Raw genomic sequence first — 18,402 nt, forward strand, 5'->3', positions numbered from 1 at the left:
GGATCGGCTACTTGGTCGAAGCGGTCTGGTCGCCCAGGATCTTGGGCGTCACGAAGATCAGGAGCTCGCGCTTGGCGTTCGTCGTGGACGACGAGCGGAACAGGTTCCCGATGAGCGGGATGTCCATCAGGATCGGGATGCCCCGCTTGGTCGAGCTCTCGTTGGAGCGGATGAGCCCGCCGATCACCGCCGTCTCGCCGTCGTTCACCATCACGCGGGTGTCGGCCATCGTCGTGTTGATGATGATCCCGCCCTGCACGGTCGCCTGCGCCGCCAGGTCGGAGACCTCGGGATGGACGTCCATCGTGATCTTGTTCCCGACGTTGATGTGCGGCGTCACGTTCAGCTTGATGCCGATGGTGGTCATCTGCGTCACGGCGTTGCCCGCGAAGTCCTGCACGATGAGCGGGATCTGCTTACCGACGACGACCGAGGCCTCGCGATTGTTCACCGTCGTGATGCGCGGGTTCGAGATGATGTTCGCCTTGTTCTGCGTCTCCAGCGCCTGGAGCGTCGCGTCGATCGAGCCGAACCCCTTGACCGTGCCGACTCTCATCACGCCCGCGGGGGCGGTCACGTCGTTGGCGTTCACGTCGAAGTTCTCGGAGACGCCGGCGTCGCCCAGATCGACGTTGTGGAGGCCCCACTTCACCCCCAGGTCGCGCGTCGCGGAGACGTCCACGTCCACGAGCCGGGCCACGATCTCCACCTGCGGCGTCCGCGTGTCCAGGCTGCGCACCATCCCCTCGCACTGGTCCAGCCGCTCGGTGATGTCGGTCACGAGGAGCGCGTTGGTCCGCTTGTCCACCTCGATGTGCCCGCGCTTGGTCAGCGTCTTCTCGACCGCCTTCGCCATCTCGTCCGAGTTGGCATAGCTGATCGGGAGGATGCGCGTCTCGAGCGGCAGGAGTTCCTCCTGGGCCCGCTCGGCCGTGCGGCGATCCATCTCCTCCTTGCGGAGCGTCTCGAGATTCGACACCACGATCGTCTGCCCCTTCTCCACCATGCCCAGCCCCTGGGCGCGCAGCAGGATGTCGAGCGCGTGGCGCCACGGCACGTTCCGGAGCCGCATCGTCACCTGCCCCTTCACTTCCTTGCTCGCGACGATGTTCTTGCCGCTGAACTCGGAGAGGCTGCGGAGGACCGTGTTCACGTCGGCGCCCTGCACGTCGAGCGACATCCGGCGGCCGGTGGCCTCCGTGCGGTCGGGGGCATCGCCGTCGTAGTCGCCGCCGGTGATGACCGGCTCCTGAGCCGGACGCTCCACGGCGAGGACGAGATTGTTCCCGAGCTGGCTCACCCCGTAGGACGAGGGAGTCGCCAGGTCGATCACGACGCGGGTGCCGGTCTCCTGGCCCCAGCCCATCTCGGTCGCGCGGACGTTCTTGACGGGCGTGTTGTCGCGGCCGGCCCACGTGCGCTCCGTGAAGGCGAGCGTGGTGCCCGGGCAGTCGAGGACGATCCGGTCGGGCGACTCGAGGGTGAAGTCGTGGTAGTTCACCGGCGCGTCCGCTTCCACGACGACCTGCGTGCCCTCGGCTCCGTCCTTGAGCGAGATGCTCTTGATCGTGGTCCCGAACACCGGGACGGCGCCCAGGAGAAGAAGCGCCGTGAGCGCAGCCCACGCGCTCTTCCGGCGACCCGCGGAACCGCTAGTTTCGAGTCGCATTCTGGTCACCCTCTTTCGGTTGCAGTTTGATCGACATCGACTGGGATTCCCCGAAGGCGTTCTGGACGATCTGCAGCTCCGTCTTCGAGATTCCCGAGATATATCCGTTCACGACCGGGTCGCCGACGCGGAGCACGTAGCCCCGCCCGCGGCTGTCCTCGACGAGCGCGAACTTGTCCGCCGCGCCCCACATGATCCCCACCAGGTGGATGTCCCCCACGTCGACGAGAGCGCCGTCGCCGGTGCCCTGGAACTTGCCGTCGAGCAGCGACTGGAACGGATCCCGGCGTCCGTCGCCCGTGTAGGTGTACTGCTCGCGCTGGAAGAGCACGCTCGCGTCGAGCGACTTCGGCGTTTCGATCGCCGGCGCGCCGACCGCCACGGCGCCCGGAGCGCCCGGCACCGCCGGAACGGCCGGAGCGGGAAGCGCGGTCGCGCCCGTGGCCGCGCCCGCCGTCGTGGTCGCGGCCGTCGCGGCCGGATTCGCGGCCGCCGCGCTCCCCACCGGGGGAGGCGCCGCGGCCGAAGCCGCCGCCGCCGCGGTGGCCGCGGGGCTCGTCACGTGCCACGTCAGGCCGGGCGTCAACGGTCCGTACGTGTCCGGCGCCACTTCGACGACCTTCGGCGGCGCGGGAGCCGGACGCACCGGCACGGCGCGGACCGGCGTCTGGGCCGCGGGCGACGTCGCCGGCGTCGGCAGCGTCGGCGGAGCCAACGGGCGCAACGCGAAGAAGGCCGCGCCGCCCAGGAGGACGGCGACCAGAGCCAGGACCAGAATTCCCAGTCGGCTCTGGAAGAACTTACTTCGTGGCAGCGCCAGGCTTGGCAGGTTCATGAGGAGTCCCCTCGGCCAACGTGTAGGCGGTCGCGATGAAATCGGCCTGAACGGTGTCGTCGACGTCGCCCTTGTCGAATCCATGGAGCTTGAGCTGCGAAACGTTCACGAGCCGGGAAAGCTCGGCGATCTCGCTGAAGAACGTGCCGGCGTGATGGAAGCCGCCGGTCACCGTGACCTGCACCGGGTTCTCGGTGAAGTAGGTCTGCTTCTGGGGCTCGCCCGGCTTGAAGAGCACGAACTTGATCCCCGCCTCCTGCCCGGCGAGCGTGACCTTCCGGAGAAGGCTCGCGACTTCCTTCTGGCTCGGCAGGAGCTCCTGCGCGATCGCCCACCGCTGGTTCAGGAGCGCGAACTCCTTCTTCAGCTCGGGCAGGCGGTTGACCAGCTGCTGCGCCTTGGACAGCTCGTTGGCCTTCTGCGTGTACTCGGCCTTGAGCGTCCCGATCTCGCGCGAGCGGGCCTTGTAGTTGAACGGGACGAAGTCCGCGAACACGTACAGATAGACGAGCGCGGCGGTGCCCAGCCCCACCAGGAGCATCTTCTGCGTTTTCGGATCTTTCAGGTCCAATGCCATCGCGTCGCTCCTCGCGGGCCTACAGCGTCATCGACGCCGTGATCTTGAACTTCACCACGCTGCGCTGGTCGATCGTGCCCTTCTCGGCCACGACCAGGTCGACGTTCCCGTAGAGGGGCGACGCCTCCATGCGCGACATGAAGTCGGCCACGAGCAGGTTCGAGAAGGTCACCCCCTCGATCTGCACCGTGTTGGGCCCCGTCTCCTCGTAGGTCGTCAGCCAGAGGTGGTCGGGGACGCATTTCGACAGCTCGTCCACGAGCCGGACGCGCCAGAGCCGCGTCTTGTCCAGCTCGGTGATGACGTTCAGGCGGCGCGTCAGCTCCTCGCGCTTCGTCGTCAGCTCCGAGATCATCTGGAGCTGCGGACGGAGCTTGTCGGCCTCGGCGGTGGCGCGGGCGATGTCCGACTTGAGCCGGCTCACCTGCATCGCCTGCACGACGGAGAACGCAGTGAAGAGCGCGGCGACGAGGAGCAGGACGAGCACCGGCATGACGGCGCCCACCTTCGGGAACTGAAAGCTCCGCCGGACCTGTCGCTCGTCCTTGGGCAGCAGATTGATGCGGATCATGAGCGTCCCCCTATCGCAGCGCGAGGCCGATCGCCACGGTGAGCACGGGGCCCACGCCGTCGGGCGAGTCGCCGTCGAAGAGACCGGGATCCACGAGCAGCCGCTGGAGCGGATTCACGATCTCCACCGGGACCTGATGCCGCGAGTTCAAGAACTCGGCGAGGCCCGGCACCCGGGCGCTCCCGCCCGAGATCAGGATCCGATCGACGCGTTCCGCGTCGCCGGCGGAGCGGAGATAGGCGACGGCGCGGTCGATCTGGACCGAGAGATCCTCGCAGGTCGCCTGCACGATGGACGCGACGTCGATCGTGCCCTCCCCGCGGCCGCGGAGCGCGCTCAGCGCCTCCGCCTGGCTCACGTTGTACTTGCGCTGGATGCCCTCGACGAAGGAGTTCGCCCCCACCGAGAGGTCCTTCGTGAAGTGGGGCGTCTGGTTCCGCACGATGTTCAGGTTGGTGATCTCGGCCCCGATGTTGATCAGCGCGACGGTCTCGTCGGCGTGGAGCTCGTAGTTGGCCTCGATGGCGTTCTGGATGGCGAAGGAGTCCACGTCGATGATGGAGGGGGTGAGACCGGCCTCCTTGATGATCTCGGCGTGGTTCGCGATCATGTCCTTCTTGGCGGCGACCAGCAGCACCTGCATCTTCTTCTGGTCGACGTTGGGATTGATGATCTGGAAGTCGAGCGAGACGTCGTTGATGTCGTAGGGGACGTGCTGCTCCGCCTCCCACTGGATCGCCTCCTTGGCGTCCTCCTCGCTCAGACGGTCCATCAGGATCTTCTTCACGATGACGGCGCGGCCGGAGACCGCGGTCACGACGTTCTTGTTCCTGATCTGGCGGGATTCGATGAGGTTGGTGATCGCCTCGTGCACCATCTGGCGATCCATGATCTCGCCATCCACGATCGCTTCGCTGAGCGGCTCGGAAATGCCGTAGTTCACCAGGCGGTCGCCGCCGCGGTCCTGCACGATCTCGGCCACCTTGATCGAGCTCGATCCGATGTCGAGACCCACCGTGCTCTTCTTCCTGCCGAACATGTCGTGCTCCGCGATGTGGTGGGATGTGGCGGTCCCGCACCCGACTGCGGGAAGAGCCGTGGCTGCTATCGAGCAACTTCCATGCCACGACGTCCCGCACCCGCAATGTAAGCTATTAGAAGCGAATCGTTTACGCGGCCCTGCCTGGTGCGCCGCGCTCTGCATCGAGTCCCCCGCCGCACCGTGCAAACCGCACGTCCGGAGACTCTTTGTTCGGCCGAATCGCGAGGCGGCCCGACTTCATCCGGCGCCGAACCCGCGCGTTTGACCCGCCGGCGAAGCGTCTGTTACGTTGCGCCGCATGCCCCGGACCGCCCTCGGCGCCGCATGGGTCGCCGCCCTTCTGGCGCTCTGGGTCTACATCCAGACCCTGTCGCCCACCGTCGCGTGGGTGAACCAGGGCGAGGACTCCGGCGATCTCCTCGCCGCGGCCGTCACCCTGGGCATCGCGCATCCGACCGGCTATCCGCTCTTCGTTCTGCTCGGGCGCGTCGCGTCGCTGATTCCCTTCGGCGCAACCGCCTTCCGCGTGAACCTCATCGCCGCGCTCGCGGGCGCGGCGAGCGTCTTCTTCCTGGCGCTCCTCGTGCTCGAGCTGGCGTCCCCGCCTCCCGAGCGCGGGGCCTCGGACCCTCGCGACGATCCCCGCGCCGATCCGCGCTCCGGCGCGCACCTTCGCGCGCTGATCGCGGCGGTCGCCGCCGCGCTCGCCTACGCCTTTTCGCGCGGCGCCTGGAGCCAGAGCGTCCTGGCCGAGGTGTACACGCTGAACGCGGCGTTCCTCGGCGCGATCCTCTGGGCCGCGGCGCGGGCGGCGCGCACCGGCAGCGTCCGCCATCTCGCGCTCGCCGCGTTCCTGCTCGGCCTGGGGCTCACGAACCACCTGCTGCTGCTGGCGGCGGGGGCCGCGGTGTTCGTCGTCGCGGTCCGACTCGCCTCACGCCGGAGCATCGGCGCCTTGGAGATCGTTCTTTCGTTTCTTCTCTTCGTCTGGGGGGCCACCCTGGTGCTCTACCTGCCGATCCGGGCGCTGCGCGTCCCCGAGTTCTCCTGGGGAGCGCCGAACACGCCGGAGCGGCTCTGGTGGGTGCTGAGCGGCGCGCAGTACCGCAACCACTTCTTTGGCCGGGGTCCGGCCGCGATCGCCGGGCACCTGGTTCCCGGGCGCTGGCTCCTGGACTTCGGATGGGCGCTGCCGGCGCTGGCGGCCGGGCTGGCGGTGGCCGTCTGGGCCCGAGGCCGGGGGTTGTGGCCGGTTCTGGCCACCGGGGCCGCGTCGCTGGCGCTCCTCTCGGTCTATTCGATCCCGGACGACGTGGGCTACTGGATGCCGGTGTTCTACGTCACCTGCGCACTGGCGGGCGCGGGGTGGACCCTGGCCGCGGGCCATGTGCCGGGCTCGCCGCTGTTCCGCCGGGTCGCCGGCCTTGCACTGGTCTCGATCGTTCTCTTCACGGCGGTTCATAACTACGCCGCCGTGGACGCATCGGGCGACGTGCGCCCCTGGGTGTGGGCCCATCGCAACCTCGAGGCGGTCGAGCCGAATGCGCTCATCGTGAGCGAATACGACGGGCGCACCTTCGCGCTCTGGTTCTACAAGGCGACCGAGTTCCGGAAGAGCCATCCCGAGCTCGCGGTCGTCTACAAGTACCTGCTCGTCTGGCCCTGGTATCAGCGCCACCTGGCGCGCGTCTACCCGTCGCTCGCCGTCCCGCCCTATCCCGGGACGATGGACGCGATGATGAATCGCCTGATCGCCCGGAACGTCCGGAAGCGGCCGGTCTACCTGGTGCGCCGCGATCCGGCGCTTCTCCCCATCTTCACGCTCGAGCCGGCCGGCTATCCGCCGGACCCGCTCTACAAGGTGGCCCTCGCGGCCGGTGCGGATTCGAGCGACGCGCCGCCCGACTCCACCTCGCGGCGCGCGCCCGCGGCGGCGCGGCCCGTGACGCGATGAGCCGCCTCTCCCCGCGCGCCGGCCGAGCGCTCCTCGCCCTTCTTCTCGTCGGGGTCGCCGCCTTTCACGTGGGGCGGATCCTCCGATCGGAGCGCGCGATCACCGGCGGCGAGATCTGCCTCCCGCTCGACGACAGCTTCATCTACCTCCAGTACGCGCGCGCGATCGCCGAGGGGCATCCCTTCGTCTATACGCCGGGAAACGCGCCGACCACGGGGGCCACGAGCCTCCTCTGGCCGATCCTCCTGGCGCCGCCGCACCTCATGCGCCTGGACGCGGCCCTCTGCATCGCGTGGGCGCTGGCCCTGGGGATCGTGGGCTACGTGCTGAGCTCGATGCTCCTCGCGAGGATCGGCGCGCGCCTGGGCGGCGCCGCGGGCGGCGCGCTCGCGGTGCTGCTCTTCGTCATGAGCCCCTTCCTCCTCTGGGGCTACCTGAGCGGGATGGAGATCGCGCTCTACGGGACCGTCCTCCTCGCCTCGTTCCTCGCCTACCTCAGGGAGCGGGAGGCGGCGCGGTTTCCTTCGCTCCGCTGGTGGCTCTTCGCGCTCGCCGTCGCGCGGCCGGAGGGCGCCGTGCTCGCGGGCGTCTTCGGGCTCCTCATGATCGCCGACCGGATCCGCGCGTCGCGTCGCGGGCCGGACGGAGGGGCGAGGCTCGGCTGGAGCGCTGTCCTCCCCTTCGCCGCCGCCGCGCTGCCCTTCCTCATCACGCTCCTCATCTCCGGGACGTTCGAGGGAACGAGCGCGCAGGCGAAGTCGATCCTGGCGGAACCCTACCGCGAGACGCGCCTGGAGTACCTGCGAGGCACGCCGAAGGTCTGGCTCTCGATCGGGACGGTCTACCTGGGCATGATGCAGCTCGACGAGGGCGTGCGCCTTCCCGTCGCGCTCGCGCTGGTGAACGGAATCGGGGTCGCCCTCTTCCTGATTCTCGCGTTCGCTCCGCGCCGCCGCCCATGGACCTCGGGGTGGGCCCTCCTTCCCCTGCTCGCCGCGGGCATCGTGATCCAGTCCCTTCCCGTCTACTGGTACGTCCACCTCTATCGTTACCTGCAGGGGGTCTACCCGCTCTTCCTGCTCCTGGCGGCGGCCGGATGGGGCCGGCTCGCCACGCTCGCGTGGGACCGACTGCCTCGGGCCGCCGGCGCTCCGGCGGCGGCGCTCCTCGCGATCGCGCCGCTGGTCGTCTGGGCGCCGCGCCTCCTCCCCGAGCAGGCGCGCGTGATCGAGTTCTACGGCCACAACTGCGAGAACATCCTCCATCAGCAGGTGGCGATCGGCCGGTGGGTCGATCGAAGCCTGCCGCGCAACGCGATCGTGGGGTTGAACGACGCGGGCGCGATCGCCTACTACGGCCGGCGCCACACGGTGGACCTCATCGGGCTGACCTCGGCCGGTTACGCGCGCGTCTACCGCTCGGGGCTGGGGTGCCTGTTCGAGCACGTGCGGCGGGAGCCTCCCGCGCGGCTTCCGACCTACTTCGCGATCTACCCGGGGTGGTTTCCCTACTGGCGGGAGAGCGGCATCCTCGGGCCGGAGGCCTTTCGCGCCCACCTCGGCTTCAACACCATCTGCGGCGGGCCGGACATGATGGTCTACCCCGCCTCGTGGATGGACGCGGCCGCGACCGACCGGCCGCTCGATTCCGATTCCACGCTCGCGGGAAAGCGCATCGTCGATTCCCTCGACCTGGCCTGGCTGGAGGACGAGCGCCGCCACGAATGGACGGCCGATCCCGAAGCGAAAGACGTGCTGCGTCTGTACGCGTTCGCCGACCGCCCGACGCGCCCGGTGGCCGACGGCGGACGGATCGTCTACGGCTCGCAGCGGTTCCGCGCCTCGGTCGAGCCCGGCCGCGACCTCACGCTGATCCTGCGCACCGACGCATGGTATCCGAGCCGCGTGCGGGTGCGGGTGGACGGGAAGGATGCGGGGGAATGGTCGATCGCGCGGACGGACACGACGTGGGTCGAGCCGGCCTTTTCGATCCCGGGCCGTCTGCTCGCGCGCCCGCGCCCCGAATTCGCCCTGGAACGCGAAGGCGCCGCCCCGGGGGCGGCGCCGGGGAGCGAGGCCGGCAACCTCGCTCCGTTCCACATCTGGCTGGCTCAGTAGCCGGTGCTTGGACTGGGGCCGGCCCGGGCTACTGGTCGATCCAGGACGAGACTTCGTAGCGGGTGAGCGCGTTCAGCTGGCTGATCATCGCGCTGGAGTAGAGAAGCTTGATGTTACCGTTCAGGTTCGAGTCGTTGTTCACCGACCCCTGAACCATGAGCGCGCCCACGATCTGCTTGGCCGTACCGCCGCCCGTCACCGAAACGTCCTGCAGGCAAAGCACCACGCCGTTCCAGTTGAACGTACCGCTCAGCGTGAAATCGCCGTCGATCACCAGCACGCCCGCGCCGCTGGCATTGCCCGAGATGTGGAGGTCGCCCGCGACGTGCACGATCTTCAGCGTCGGGGGTGAGGTCGTCGCCGAGCCCCATCCCGTGGTGTTCGGATTGGTCTGATTGCCGCTCAGCGTGATGTCCGCCATCGAGCTCCACTCGGCCGCCATGGCCGGAAGATCCAGGTTCACGCCCGAGGACTGAACGCTCGGATCGGTCCCGGAGCCTTCGACGTTGTCGTCCTGCTGGCCGTTCAGCTGCGAGGAGATCGCATTCGGATCGTTGGGCGTCGAGATGCCGGGAAGGGGCGCGGCGCCGCCCACGGTGTCGTAGGGCGCCGTGTAGTTGTGGTCGTGTCCGTCGATGTAGAACGCGTTGCCGTTGAAGGTCATCTGCCCCTCGGTATATACCGAGCCCGGCACCGGCGGCAGCGGCCACTTCACCGCTTCCACGGTCACGATCTTCTGTCCGGTCCCCCGGCGTCCCGCGCTCGTGACGATGAGCTTGGGAATGCCGCGCACCAGGTTCTCCTGCGGCGGCGTGGTCGGATTGTTGTCATGGTCGCCGAACAGGACGATCTGGTTCGCGCCGTTCAGCTTGTAGCGGACCTTGACCCACGGATAGTCGAGCCGGTCGGAGACCGAAAGACCCACGACACTGTTCTGGCGCGACCCGACCTCCGGGTAGTGCTCGCTGGCTTCGTCCACGGACGCATTGTTGTTGTTGTCGAGCCCGTCGGCGGCCGTGGTGTTGTACTGCGGGTCGAGTCCCGAGTTCCCAGGATCGGTGATCACGTACCGGCCCCAGCCGGGGTGGTAATTCCCGGGGCCTTCCGTACCCCAAGGAGCGCCTGCCGTGCCCAGGTAGATGTTCGGCGGCGTCACGTTGGGATTCGACATCCGCGCCAGGACCTCCGAGATCCCCGCCTCGGCGTTCGAGAACGCCTGCGTCGACGTGAGCTGGTTTCCCGCCACCTGCTTGTCTCCCTTGGTCACGGCGACGTACGAGACGCCGAGCGACGTCAGGAGGAACAGCACGAGCAGCGCGATGATCAGCGTGTTGCCGGCCTCCGGATTCGGGAGACCCCGTTTCGACGCGACGATGCCGTTCATGGTCCGATCCCCTTCCGTCCGCCGTCCCTGGCCTAGCGCTCGCGCCACCAGGCGAGCGTGTATCGGTTCACGTTGAGCGCCGCATTGATGGCTTCACTGGAGTACCAGATGCGCCCCGAGCCGCTGAAGCTGGACGCATTGACCAGCGTCCCCTGATAGATCACCGCACCGATGATGCGAGCCACGTCGGCGGGGCCGCCGCCGGTCATGGTCAGATCACCGCTGCAGACCACGATGCCCTTGAACTGGCACCCGCCGCCCATCGCGAGATTGCCGTTCACCATGAGGATGCCGCCGCCCGTCCAGGTTCCGTTGATCGCCAGGTTCCCGTTCACGACGGTCACCTTAGGATTGGAATACGAGCCGTACGACGGTGAGCTCGATCCGAACGTGAGCGGACCGGTGAGCGAGTAGTCGGCCATCCCGGAGAGCTGGGTCCAGATCTGGTTGAAATCGTAGGTGTAGGGCGAGTGCTCCACGCTGTTGTCCCCGCCCTCGCCGCTCACGTTGTCCTGCTGGTTCGCCGTCAGCGTCGCGTCGCTCGTGGGCCCCTCGGTGAGCACCGCGGGGGCCGGCGCCGCGCCGGGGATCGTGTCGTTCGGCGGGGCGGCGTAGTGATCGTGGCCGTCGATCAGGAACGCGTTGCCATTGAAATTCATGTGACCGCCCGCCCACAGCGGTCCCTTGGCCGAAATGATCGGAAAGCGCACCGCCTCGGCCTCGAGGGTCTTCGCCGCGTTGCCGCGGCGCCCGGCGGCCGTGATCCGGAGCACCGGGGCGCCGTTCATGAGGTTCTCGACCGGCGGCGTCGTCGGGTCGTCATCGCCGTCGCCGAAGCGCACGAGCTGGTTCCCCTGCAGCTTGTACTCCACGCGCACGTAGGGATAGACCAGGGCGTTCGCGTTCACGGCCTGCTTGGTCAGCACCTCGGGGTAGGCCTCGCCCGACTCATCCACGAAGCCGTCGCCGTCGTTGTCCAATCCGTCCGACGCGAGCGCCGCGCGGTTCGGGTCGAGCAGGCTGGCCCCGTTCGTGAGCACGATGTACTTGCCCCATCCGGGATAGGGCAACGTCGACGGACCGATGTAGTTGAGCGATTCGGCCGGAAAGGCCATCCGATGGAGTCCCTCGGCGATTCCGGCTTCCGCGGCGTACATCGCCTGGCTCGCCGTCATCGTGTTCCCCGCGATCTGCTTCTCCGACTTGGTCACCGCCACGAAGGCGACGCCCGCCGAAGTCAGGACCATGAGCACGAGGAGCGCGATGACCAGCGCGTTCCCCGACTCGGAGCGGGGCGCGACCGTTCCTCCCTGGATCGGATCGAGCACGAGGGTCTCCTTCTCCGTCACGGAAGCACCGTGGACGCATAGGGGTTCAGGTAGATGACCAGGTCGCCGGTGCTCGTGCTGGTCGCGGTGCCGGCGACGATGTCGGCCAGAGGATCGGTGTCCGGGTAGTCCTGCGAGCACTCCAGCTTGCCGATCGCGAGCGCGTTCACCGCTCCGCCCGCGTTGGCGTCGGCCCACGAGTACACGTTGGGGATGACGGCTCCGCCGGCGGCGCTGGCGTCGCAGAAGAAGGCCTGGATGGCGGGAGGCGTGCCTCCACCCGCCCCGGCGGTGCCAACCACGATGTCGTTGCTCACGTTGCCCCAGTCCAGCCGGCCCACCGCCAGGGACAGCGCGGGTCCGGGCGTCGCCTGCTCGTCCTGGCGCGTGAGCGCGCCGGCCATCGTGCCGTTGTTGTGCCAGAACTCGATCTTGCCCGTGTTCACGCCGTTCTTCACGGCCGTCACGACGTCGGGATACGAGTCCGCGTCCATGCGGTTCGTCGTGATCGCGTACACGGCGCCGCCGACGGCCACGGTATAGACGGTCGTGAAGCGGACGATCGAGAGGGCGTTGTTGTAATAGATGTCGACGTTCCCCTGCGTGTCGGCGGTGTTCGTCTTGGTGCCCGCCACGATGTCGGGATAGCCGTCCAGATTCATGTCGCGGATCGAGAGGCTTCGCACTTCCCCGCTCGCCGTGTAGACGTCGAGCGACGCGCTGTGCGTGAACGTGCCGTCTCCGGCGCCCCACCAGACCTCGACCTTGCCCAGGTTGGTGCCCGTCTTGGTCCCGATCACGACGTCGATCTGTCCATCGCTGTTGAGATCGCCCAGCGCGAGACCCTTCACCTCGCCCGTGCCCGGGTTGTCGTAGAACTGCGAGTTCGGCGTGACCGGGCTCGACGTCGTCCCCACGCGTCCGCGAACCTGTCCGGTCTGGCCGAAGCACTGGTTCAGCCACACCTGGAAGCGCCCCACGTTCGTGCCGGTGAGCACGCCGGAGACCACGTCCCGGGTGTTGTTCCCCGAGCCGTCGAGGTCGGCGGCGGCGAGCGCCTGGATGTCGTAGCTGGCATTGCCCAGGTAGCTCTCCGTGGCCTGGTAGTAGACGTTGCCGGTATAGCGTCCCGGCTGTCCGTTCCACCACACGCGGATGTTCGCCGTCCCGCTCGCGCGGGTTCCGACGATGATGTCCAGGTCGTGCTGATCGTTCTGGGTGGTCGCCGAGCCCTCGAGCCGGTCGTATTCGTCCAGATCGGCCAGCGCCAGCGAGAGCACGCGGTCGGTCGGGATGTGGATCGGCGGCTGGCTGGGCGGAAGACCCGTGCCCGTTCCGGTCCCCGTGCCGGTGCCGCTTCCGCTGCCGCTACCCGAGCCGGAGCCGCTGCCCGAGCCCGTCCCGCTTCCGTAGCCGGTGCCGCCGGTGCCGCCCGTGCCGCCGGTGTTGGCCGGCGCATAGGCCTGGTTCGCCTGCGCGAGGAACGGGAAGTTTCGCGGCTCGACGGAGGTCCCGATGCTCACGCGGTCGTACCCGCCCGTCTGGACGTTCTTCTGCTTCGTCTCCGTCACCATGTTCACGAGCACGGTCTTCACCGCGCTCGAGGTGCCGGGTCCGGCCGGGATGCCCAGGTCGGCATTGGCGACGGTCTTCCCGTAGAAGACTCCCGCCGCGTCGTTGCCGGTGCCCGCCTTGAGCTCGAGCGCGGTGTTGGCGTTATCGCGGTACGAGAAGAGCGGAACGTTCTTCGCCGTGATGTTGTCGGCGGAGCGCTGGGTCAGTCCGTAGGCCACGATCTCACCCTGGCCCGAGACCGGCGTGGCCAGCGAATCGGCGACGGTGCCCACCTTGCGGCGGAGCACGAAGTCGTAGGGGTTCGGGCTGGACGCCACGAGCGGATCGCTCGAGCTGGGATCCAGGAAGTAGGTGATCACCTCGCCCACGTCGATCTGCCGGTTGCCGTTCACGTCGAGCGCGAAGGTGACCCGGTACTGGGAGCCCACCACGATCGACGGCTGCACGGCGGGATTGATCCCGTACCCGGCCGAGCGCAGCTCGCGCGCGATCAGATCCACGCCGCTGCGCGCGTTCTGGTTCGCCTCCGCCAGCTCGAGCCCGACCTGCTGGGAGCGCTCGCCGCGGACATAGACCTGATAGATCGATCCCATCACCAGCGCGAACAGCAGCACGGCGATCGTGATCTCGACGAGGGTGAAGCCAGCGTCCGCCTGATCTCGTTTCTGGTTCACGGTATCACCTCGGGTGCGGGGCTCCCTGCCCGGTCAACGGGTCACGTAGCTGGTCAGGACCGTGCTCTGAGCGCCCTGGCTGTTGATCCAGCCCGACGTGACCTGGATGCGCTTGCATCCCGCCATGGGGATGGAGTCCGTCACGACCCAGGTCCGCGTAAAGACGGAGGTCGTGTCCGTGAAAGTTCCGGACGTGAGACTCTGGTATGGCGTGCCGCGAAGCTGCTCCATCTTGATCTGGGCCGCCATGAGCGAGCTCGTGATGACGCGGCTCTGGGTGACGCCCTTCGTCCCGGCCGGGATCATCGACGCGACCGCGAGGATACCGACCGCCAGGAAGGTCAGCGCGAAGAGCACCTCGATCAAGCTGAAGCCTGGCGCGGCGCCGGCGCGGACGGGGCGGCAGCTCACTGGACCGTCACCATCCCGGTGGGCCGAACGACGGAGAGGGACCGGGTGTACCCCTCGGGATTCGAGTAGATGACGCTCCCCGAAACGCTGGCGCTCCCGTTGGGCACGAACAGGACCGTGTCCGACGGGAACGGATTGGTGGAGGAATTGGTCACCGTGATCCAGTTCGCCATGGCCGACGTCTCTCCGAACTTCTCGGGACCGTCCTGGACCCCGTTGTTGTTGTCGTCGTCCCACCATTTGAGCTTCCGATCCGTCGCGTCCCAGTAGAGGACGTAGTTGTTGTTCTCCGTGATCGCGCGCTGCCGCACCACGCGCATCGTGGTCGCGAACTGCTGCACTTCGCCGTTCATCTCCACGGAGCGCAGGAACTTGTTGATGCCTGGAATCGCGATCGCCGACACGATGCCGAAGATCACGAGCACGATCGCCAGCTCGACCAGCGTGAAGCCGGCGCCGGCGTCGCGCGCGGCAGGGGCCGCAAGGCCGCCTTTCATCGTCCGTTCCTCCTTGGAATGCGTGTCGTGCCGGTGCTCAAGAACGCAACGACCATGCCAGCGCTCAAACCGCGTTCCGGCCGTCGTCTGGCTGGCGCTTCGAGGCTCGATCCGGCTGATTTGCCCCGTCGCTGGCGCGATCGAGCCAGGAGCGCGCGGCGCCTCAGGGCGCGCATCCCGTGCAATCCGCACGCGTCTCAGGGGAGGAGCGAGCGATACCAGCGGAACAGCGCGTCTCCATAGAGGAGCAGCGCCACCGCCGAGGGAGCGAGGAACGTTCCGAACGGTATGGCGCTTCGCTTGTCGCCCTTTCCGCGCGCGATCAGGAGCACCCCGAACAGCGATCCCGCGAAGGAGGCGAGGAAGATGGCGCCGAACACGCCGCCCGCCCCCAGGAAGGCGCCCATCATCGCCGCGAGCTTCACGTCGCCCCCGCCCATGCCGGGCACCCCGGTCGCGCGCTCATAGACCGCGCCCACGAGCCAGAGGCTCAAGCCTCCCGCCGCGGCGCCGATCAGGGCGGAGGTCAGGCCCGGCGGGCCGAAGAGGCTCGCGGCCAGGCCGACCCCGACGCCCGGAATGGTCACGGCGTCGGGAATCGTGCGCGTGTCGAAGTCGATCCACGCGACCGCGACGAGGGCGAGAACGAACACCGCCTGGGCGACGAGCACGGCCGGATGCTCCGCGCGCTGCGCCAGCTGCCCGAGAAGAATCCCCGCCGTGAGCTCCACCGCCGGGTAGCGCCAGGAGATCGGCTTCCGGCAGGAACGGCACCGGCCCCGAAGAAGGAGGAACGATAGGACGGGGATGTTGTCCCAGGGCCGGATCCGCGCCTTGCAGCGGGGACACGACGACGGCGGCGAAACGATCGACTGGCCGCGCGGAAGGCGCGCGATGACGACGTTCAGGAAGGATCCGAACACCAGTCCCAGCAGGAAGGCAGCGGACGAGAAGAGCGTGTGCGCGGTCACAGGGCCTCCGGCGCCTCGAGGCGGGCGAGCTCGCGTCGCGCCACCTCCTGCATGTAGCGGTTCCCGGTCGCGAGCACGCGCCTCCAGAGGAGCGCCGCGAGGTCCTTGTTCCCCGAGCGCTGCGTGGCGAACGCCGCGAAGCGCTCGACGTAGTCGGGGTGGCCGGGGAGCCGCGCCGCCTGCACGAAGCAGCTCGAGGCGGCGGCGTAGTCGTGGCGGCAGACGTAGTGGAGGAAGCCGGTCTCGAAGGCCAGCCGCCACGACTCGGGGTTGGCGCGCCGTCCCTTCATGAGGAGCGCCAGGCCCTCCTCCGGGCGGCGCAGCTCCTGCGCCAGGACGAAGGCTCCGAAGACGTAGGCCGACTCGAACGCCGGATCCAGGTCGGTCACGACGGCCATCACGTGGTCGATGCGCTGGAACTTCTGGTCGGTCAGGCGGTGCTCGCCGTAGTACTGGATCGCGCGCAGCCACGCCGCGTCGGCCGCCGCCGTCTCGTACCCGAGCGAGGCCTGCTTCACGAAGACGCCCGAGGGGAAATAAAGCAGCTCTTCCCCGGGCGCCGGCCCGATGCGTCCCCACGACGAGGCGTAGAGGAGCGCCGACCCGGCCAGCAGCGCGGCCGCCGCCGCAAAGGGGAGCGCCGCCCGCAGGCGGCCCGGCACGCCGCCGGTCACTTGAAGTCCCGCCGTTCGAACACCGCGGCCGCGGCGGCGAGGAGCGCCCCGCCGTAGAGGGCCGCGTACGCCGCCGCGAACAGGAGCCGGTCCTGCCCGACCCCGACGCCGTGCACGACGAGCCCCCGGGCGTTGAACACCTCCAGGTGCGGCAGCATCCAGTAGGCGCCCTGGGTCAGGACCGCGAGGAGGCGCGAGGCGCCGTGCGTTCCGAAGTAGAGGAGGTCCTCGGCGAAGTGCCCCGCGAGGAGCGTCGCCGCGGTGAAGAAGGCCGTGAGCAGCGGCGTCGTGAACGAGGAGAAGAAGACGACGACCCCGGTCACGATCACGAGCTCGGCCAGCGACAGGAGGAACGCCCCGCCGACCGTCCACGGAAAGACGCCGCCCGACAGAACGAGGAGTGCCGCGGTGAGCGCGGTCATCGCCGCGAGCAGCGCCGCGGCGCCGATCCAGAGACCGGCGTACTTGCCGGCGAGGAATTCGGAGCGGCGGATCGGCTTGGCCATGACGGCGTAGATCGTCCGGCGGTCGAGCTCCTTGTGGAGGAGGCTCGAGCCCAGCACGATCACGACGAGCGTGGCGAGCGCCGAGGCGCCGGCGAGGCCGAAGTCGAGCACCACCTTGCTCCCCTCGCCCAGGGCGAGCGGCGCGAGCACGAGGGAGACCCCGGCCAGGCCCAGCCCGAAGAGGACGAGCACGAGGAAGACCCGCTCCCGCGCGACCTCGCGCAGGGTGTTCGTGGCGATCGCGGCGACCCGGTTCATCGCGAGGCCTCCGCACGGCCCAGGACGGCCATGAAGTGTTCCTCCAGGGTGGGACGGCGCGGCTCCACGGCGTGCACCGTCACGTCGTGCGCGAGCAGGGTCCGGAGGACCTCCTGGAGGGCGGCCGCGTCGGCGACGCGCACGACCCATCGCGAGCCCACCCGCTCGGCCCGGTGCCCGGCGGCGCGCAGCGTCACCTCGACCCGTTCCGGAATCCGGTCCGCGGCGATCTCCCACTCCCGAACGCCTCCGGCGAGGAGCCCCGGCACCGAGCCCGTCTCGAGGAGCCGCCCCGAGGCGAGGATCCCCACGCGGTCGCAGAGCGCCTCCGTCTCGGCGAGAACATGGCTCGAGAGGAGCACCGTGGCGCCGCGGCCGCGCTCGTCGCGCAGGAGCCGCTTCACCTCGGCGCGCCCGACCGGATCGAGCCCCGACATCGGCTCGTCCAGGACGAGGAGCGAGGGCCGGTTCAAGAGCGCCTGGGCCAGCCCCAGCCGCTGCGTCATCCCCTTGGAGAAGGTCCGGAGCGGCTTTGAGGCGTGCCGGCCCAGCCCCAGCCGCTCGAGCAGCTCAGACCCGCGGGCGCGGCGCTCTCCGCGCGGCATGCCGAAGAGGGAACCCGCCAGGTCCAGGTACTCGGTCGCGGTGAGGTGGTCGTAGAAGCAGGGATTCTCGGGCAGGTAGCCCAGGCGGCGGCGCGCCTCGGGATCGCGGGGATCGCGTCCTTCGATCCGGACGACGCCCGAGGTCGGTCGCGAGAGGCCGAGGAGAATCTTGATCGTGCTCGTCTTCCCCGCGCCGTTGGGGCCGAGGAGGCCGAAGATCTCGCCCCGCTCGAGGGTGAGCGAGATGCCGTTCACCGCCGCGAAGGGGCGCAGCGTCATGGGGTCGCGATAGACCTTGTGCAGCCCCTCGATCGAGAGCGGCGCCAGGGTCTCCACGGCGTGCAGTCCGGGAAGGGTCGCCCCGGTCTCCACGCGCGCCCGCGCGCCCGTTTCGCTCGCTGCCATCGGATGGATCTCCTGTGGATTGCTTGTGGTGCCACCCCGAGGACGGCAAGATCGGTGCCATGCCCGTCCGCGCCGCGCCGTGACGCCGCGCGGCCCCTCTACCATGGAAATGAGGAAGGGCGGCAGACCGGTCGGAACCGAATCTGCCGCCCCATGTTCGTCCGCCGATTAGCCGTTGGTCAGCGTCAGCGGGAGAATCGCGGTCTTGCCGAAGCCCTGGATCGTGTAGCCGGTCGTCGAGACGACGCTCGTGCCGATGATGCCCGAGGCCGCCGGAGCGACCCACGTCCACGCGTCACGCGCGCCCGAGAACGGATTCACCGGGTAGTTGCCGCCCGGCATGTTCGCC

At 68.9% G+C, this 18,402-nt stretch carries 17 protein-coding genes; 2 read left to right on the plus strand and 15 right to left on the minus strand.

The genetic code is table 11. The features are described from left to right. Positions 1 to 7: 7 nt before the first annotated feature. Genes pilQ through pilM form a run of 5 tightly spaced genes read right to left on the minus strand, consistent with a single transcriptional unit; the run spans position 8 to position 4,691 of the window. Positions 8 to 1,669, minus strand: coding sequence for a type IV pilus secretin PilQ (pilQ, locus tag VE326_14250; GenBank protein ID HYJ34367.1), 1,662 nt, complete (start codon positions 1,667 to 1,669; stop codon positions 8 to 10). Next, positions 1,653 to 2,504 (minus strand): hypothetical protein, encoded by an 852-nt coding sequence (locus VE326_14255; protein HYJ34368.1) that lies wholly within the window; start codon positions 2,502 to 2,504, stop codon positions 1,653 to 1,655. Before VE326_14255 ends, pilQ begins: the two co-directional genes overlap by 17 nt. Beyond that, positions 2,470 to 3,081 carry a type 4a pilus biogenesis protein PilO gene (gene pilO / locus VE326_14260; GenBank protein HYJ34369.1) on the minus strand — a complete coding sequence of 204 codons (612 nt, stop codon included), beginning with the start codon at positions 3,079 to 3,081 and terminating at the stop codon, positions 2,470 to 2,472. Before pilO ends, VE326_14255 begins: the two co-directional genes overlap by 35 nt. A 19-nt stretch (positions 3,082 to 3,100) precedes the next feature. After that, the gene (locus VE326_14265) at positions 3,101 to 3,652 is read right to left on the minus strand and encodes a PilN domain-containing protein (GenBank protein HYJ34370.1); all 552 of its coding nucleotides are present in this window, start codon (positions 3,650 to 3,652) and stop codon (positions 3,101 to 3,103) included. A gap of 10 nt (positions 3,653 to 3,662) precedes the next feature. Continuing rightward, positions 3,663 to 4,691 (minus strand): type IV pilus assembly protein PilM, encoded by a 1,029-nt coding sequence (gene pilM, locus VE326_14270; GenBank protein ID HYJ34371.1) that lies wholly within the window; start codon positions 4,689 to 4,691, stop codon positions 3,663 to 3,665. A gap of 301 nt (positions 4,692 to 4,992) precedes the next feature. Here pilM and VE326_14275 point away from each other — a divergent pair, with 301 nt between their 5' ends. Continuing rightward, on the plus strand, positions 4,993 to 6,648 hold the full coding sequence (locus tag VE326_14275) for a DUF2723 domain-containing protein (protein HYJ34372.1): 1,656 nt from the start codon (positions 4,993 to 4,995) through the stop codon (positions 6,646 to 6,648). Next, on the plus strand, positions 6,645 to 8,765 hold the full coding sequence (locus tag VE326_14280; GenBank protein HYJ34373.1) for a hypothetical protein: 2,121 nt from the start codon (positions 6,645 to 6,647) through the stop codon (positions 8,763 to 8,765). The genes VE326_14275 and VE326_14280 overlap by 4 nt, the downstream gene beginning before the upstream one ends. A gap of 28 nt (positions 8,766 to 8,793) precedes the next feature. On the opposite strand, the gene VE326_14285 is transcribed toward VE326_14280, so the two are convergent. The 10 genes from VE326_14285 to VE326_14330 all read right to left on the minus strand — a co-directional run. Then, positions 8,794 to 10,149: a PilX N-terminal domain-containing pilus assembly protein gene (locus tag VE326_14285; protein HYJ34374.1), complete on the minus strand. Its 1,356-nt coding sequence runs from the start codon at positions 10,147 to 10,149 to the stop codon at positions 8,794 to 8,796. A 32-nt stretch (positions 10,150 to 10,181) separates the two neighbouring features. Next, entirely contained in the window at positions 10,182 to 11,498 is a 1,317-nt protein-coding gene (locus VE326_14290) for a pilus assembly PilX N-terminal domain-containing protein (GenBank protein HYJ34375.1), read from the minus strand. Continuing rightward, positions 11,495 to 13,726: an FG-GAP-like repeat-containing protein gene (locus tag VE326_14295; protein ID HYJ34376.1), complete on the minus strand. Its 2,232-nt coding sequence runs from the start codon at positions 13,724 to 13,726 to the stop codon at positions 11,495 to 11,497. The genes VE326_14290 and VE326_14295 overlap by 4 nt, the downstream gene beginning before the upstream one ends. A gap of 33 nt (positions 13,727 to 13,759) precedes the next feature. Further along, positions 13,760 to 14,137, minus strand: a complete 378-nt coding sequence (locus tag VE326_14300) for a hypothetical protein (protein ID HYJ34377.1) — start codon at positions 14,135 to 14,137, stop codon at positions 13,760 to 13,762. After that, positions 14,134 to 14,634, minus strand: a complete 501-nt coding sequence (locus tag VE326_14305) for a GspH/FimT family pseudopilin (GenBank protein ID HYJ34378.1) — start codon at positions 14,632 to 14,634, stop codon at positions 14,134 to 14,136. Before VE326_14305 ends, VE326_14300 begins: the two co-directional genes overlap by 4 nt. Before the next feature lie 197 nt (positions 14,635 to 14,831). Next, on the minus strand, positions 14,832 to 15,605 hold the full coding sequence (locus tag VE326_14310; protein ID HYJ34379.1) for a prepilin peptidase: 774 nt from the start codon (positions 15,603 to 15,605) through the stop codon (positions 14,832 to 14,834). Next, positions 15,602 to 16,279, minus strand: a complete 678-nt coding sequence (locus VE326_14315; protein ID HYJ34380.1) for a hypothetical protein — start codon at positions 16,277 to 16,279, stop codon at positions 15,602 to 15,604. Before VE326_14315 ends, VE326_14310 begins: the two co-directional genes overlap by 4 nt. After that, entirely contained in the window at positions 16,276 to 17,043 is a 768-nt protein-coding gene (locus VE326_14320) for a hypothetical protein (GenBank protein HYJ34381.1), read from the minus strand. Before VE326_14320 ends, VE326_14315 begins: the two co-directional genes overlap by 4 nt. Next, positions 17,040 to 18,053, minus strand: coding sequence for an ABC transporter ATP-binding protein (locus tag VE326_14325; protein ID HYJ34382.1), 1,014 nt, complete (start codon positions 18,051 to 18,053; stop codon positions 17,040 to 17,042). The genes VE326_14320 and VE326_14325 overlap by 4 nt, the downstream gene beginning before the upstream one ends. A gap of 168 nt (positions 18,054 to 18,221) precedes the next feature. Then, positions 18,222 to 18,402 (minus strand): hypothetical protein (locus tag VE326_14330; GenBank protein HYJ34383.1); only part of this gene is annotated, 181 nt, incomplete at its 5' end.

The organism is Candidatus Binatia bacterium (genome assembly GCA_035631035.1).
Classification (GTDB): domain Bacteria; phylum Eisenbacteria; class RBG-16-71-46; order SZUA-252; family SZUA-252; genus DASQJL01.

Bases quoted from the DNA above. Each gene is read 5' to 3' on its own strand.
- VE326_14285 (HYJ34374.1), bottom strand. From the start codon at position 10,149: ATGAACGGCATCGTCGCGTCGAAACGGGGTCTCCCGAATCCGGAGGCC.
- VE326_14325 (HYJ34382.1), bottom strand. From the start codon at position 18,053: ATGGCAGCGAGCGAAACGGGCGCGCGGGCGCGCGTGGAGACCGGGGCG.
- pilQ (HYJ34367.1), bottom strand. From the start codon at position 1,669: ATGCGACTCGAAACTAGCGGTTCCGCGGGTCGCCGGAAGAGCGCGTGG.
- VE326_14255 (HYJ34368.1), bottom strand. From the start codon at position 2,504: ATGAACCTGCCAAGCCTGGCGCTGCCACGAAGTAAGTTCTTCCAGAGC.
- pilM (HYJ34371.1), bottom strand. From the start codon at position 4,691: ATGTTCGGCAGGAAGAAGAGCACGGTGGGTCTCGACATCGGATCGAGC.
- pilO (HYJ34369.1), bottom strand. From the start codon at position 3,081: ATGGCATTGGACCTGAAAGATCCGAAAACGCAGAAGATGCTCCTGGTG.
- VE326_14320 (HYJ34381.1), bottom strand. From the start codon at position 17,043: ATGAACCGGGTCGCCGCGATCGCCACGAACACCCTGCGCGAGGTCGCG.
- VE326_14275 (HYJ34372.1), top strand. From the start codon at position 4,993: ATGCCCCGGACCGCCCTCGGCGCCGCATGGGTCGCCGCCCTTCTGGCG.
- VE326_14265 (HYJ34370.1), bottom strand. From the start codon at position 3,652: ATGATCCGCATCAATCTGCTGCCCAAGGACGAGCGACAGGTCCGGCGG.
- VE326_14305 (HYJ34378.1), bottom strand. From the start codon at position 14,634: ATGAAAGGCGGCCTTGCGGCCCCTGCCGCGCGCGACGCCGGCGCCGGC.
- VE326_14280 (HYJ34373.1), top strand. From the start codon at position 6,645: ATGAGCCGCCTCTCCCCGCGCGCCGGCCGAGCGCTCCTCGCCCTTCTT.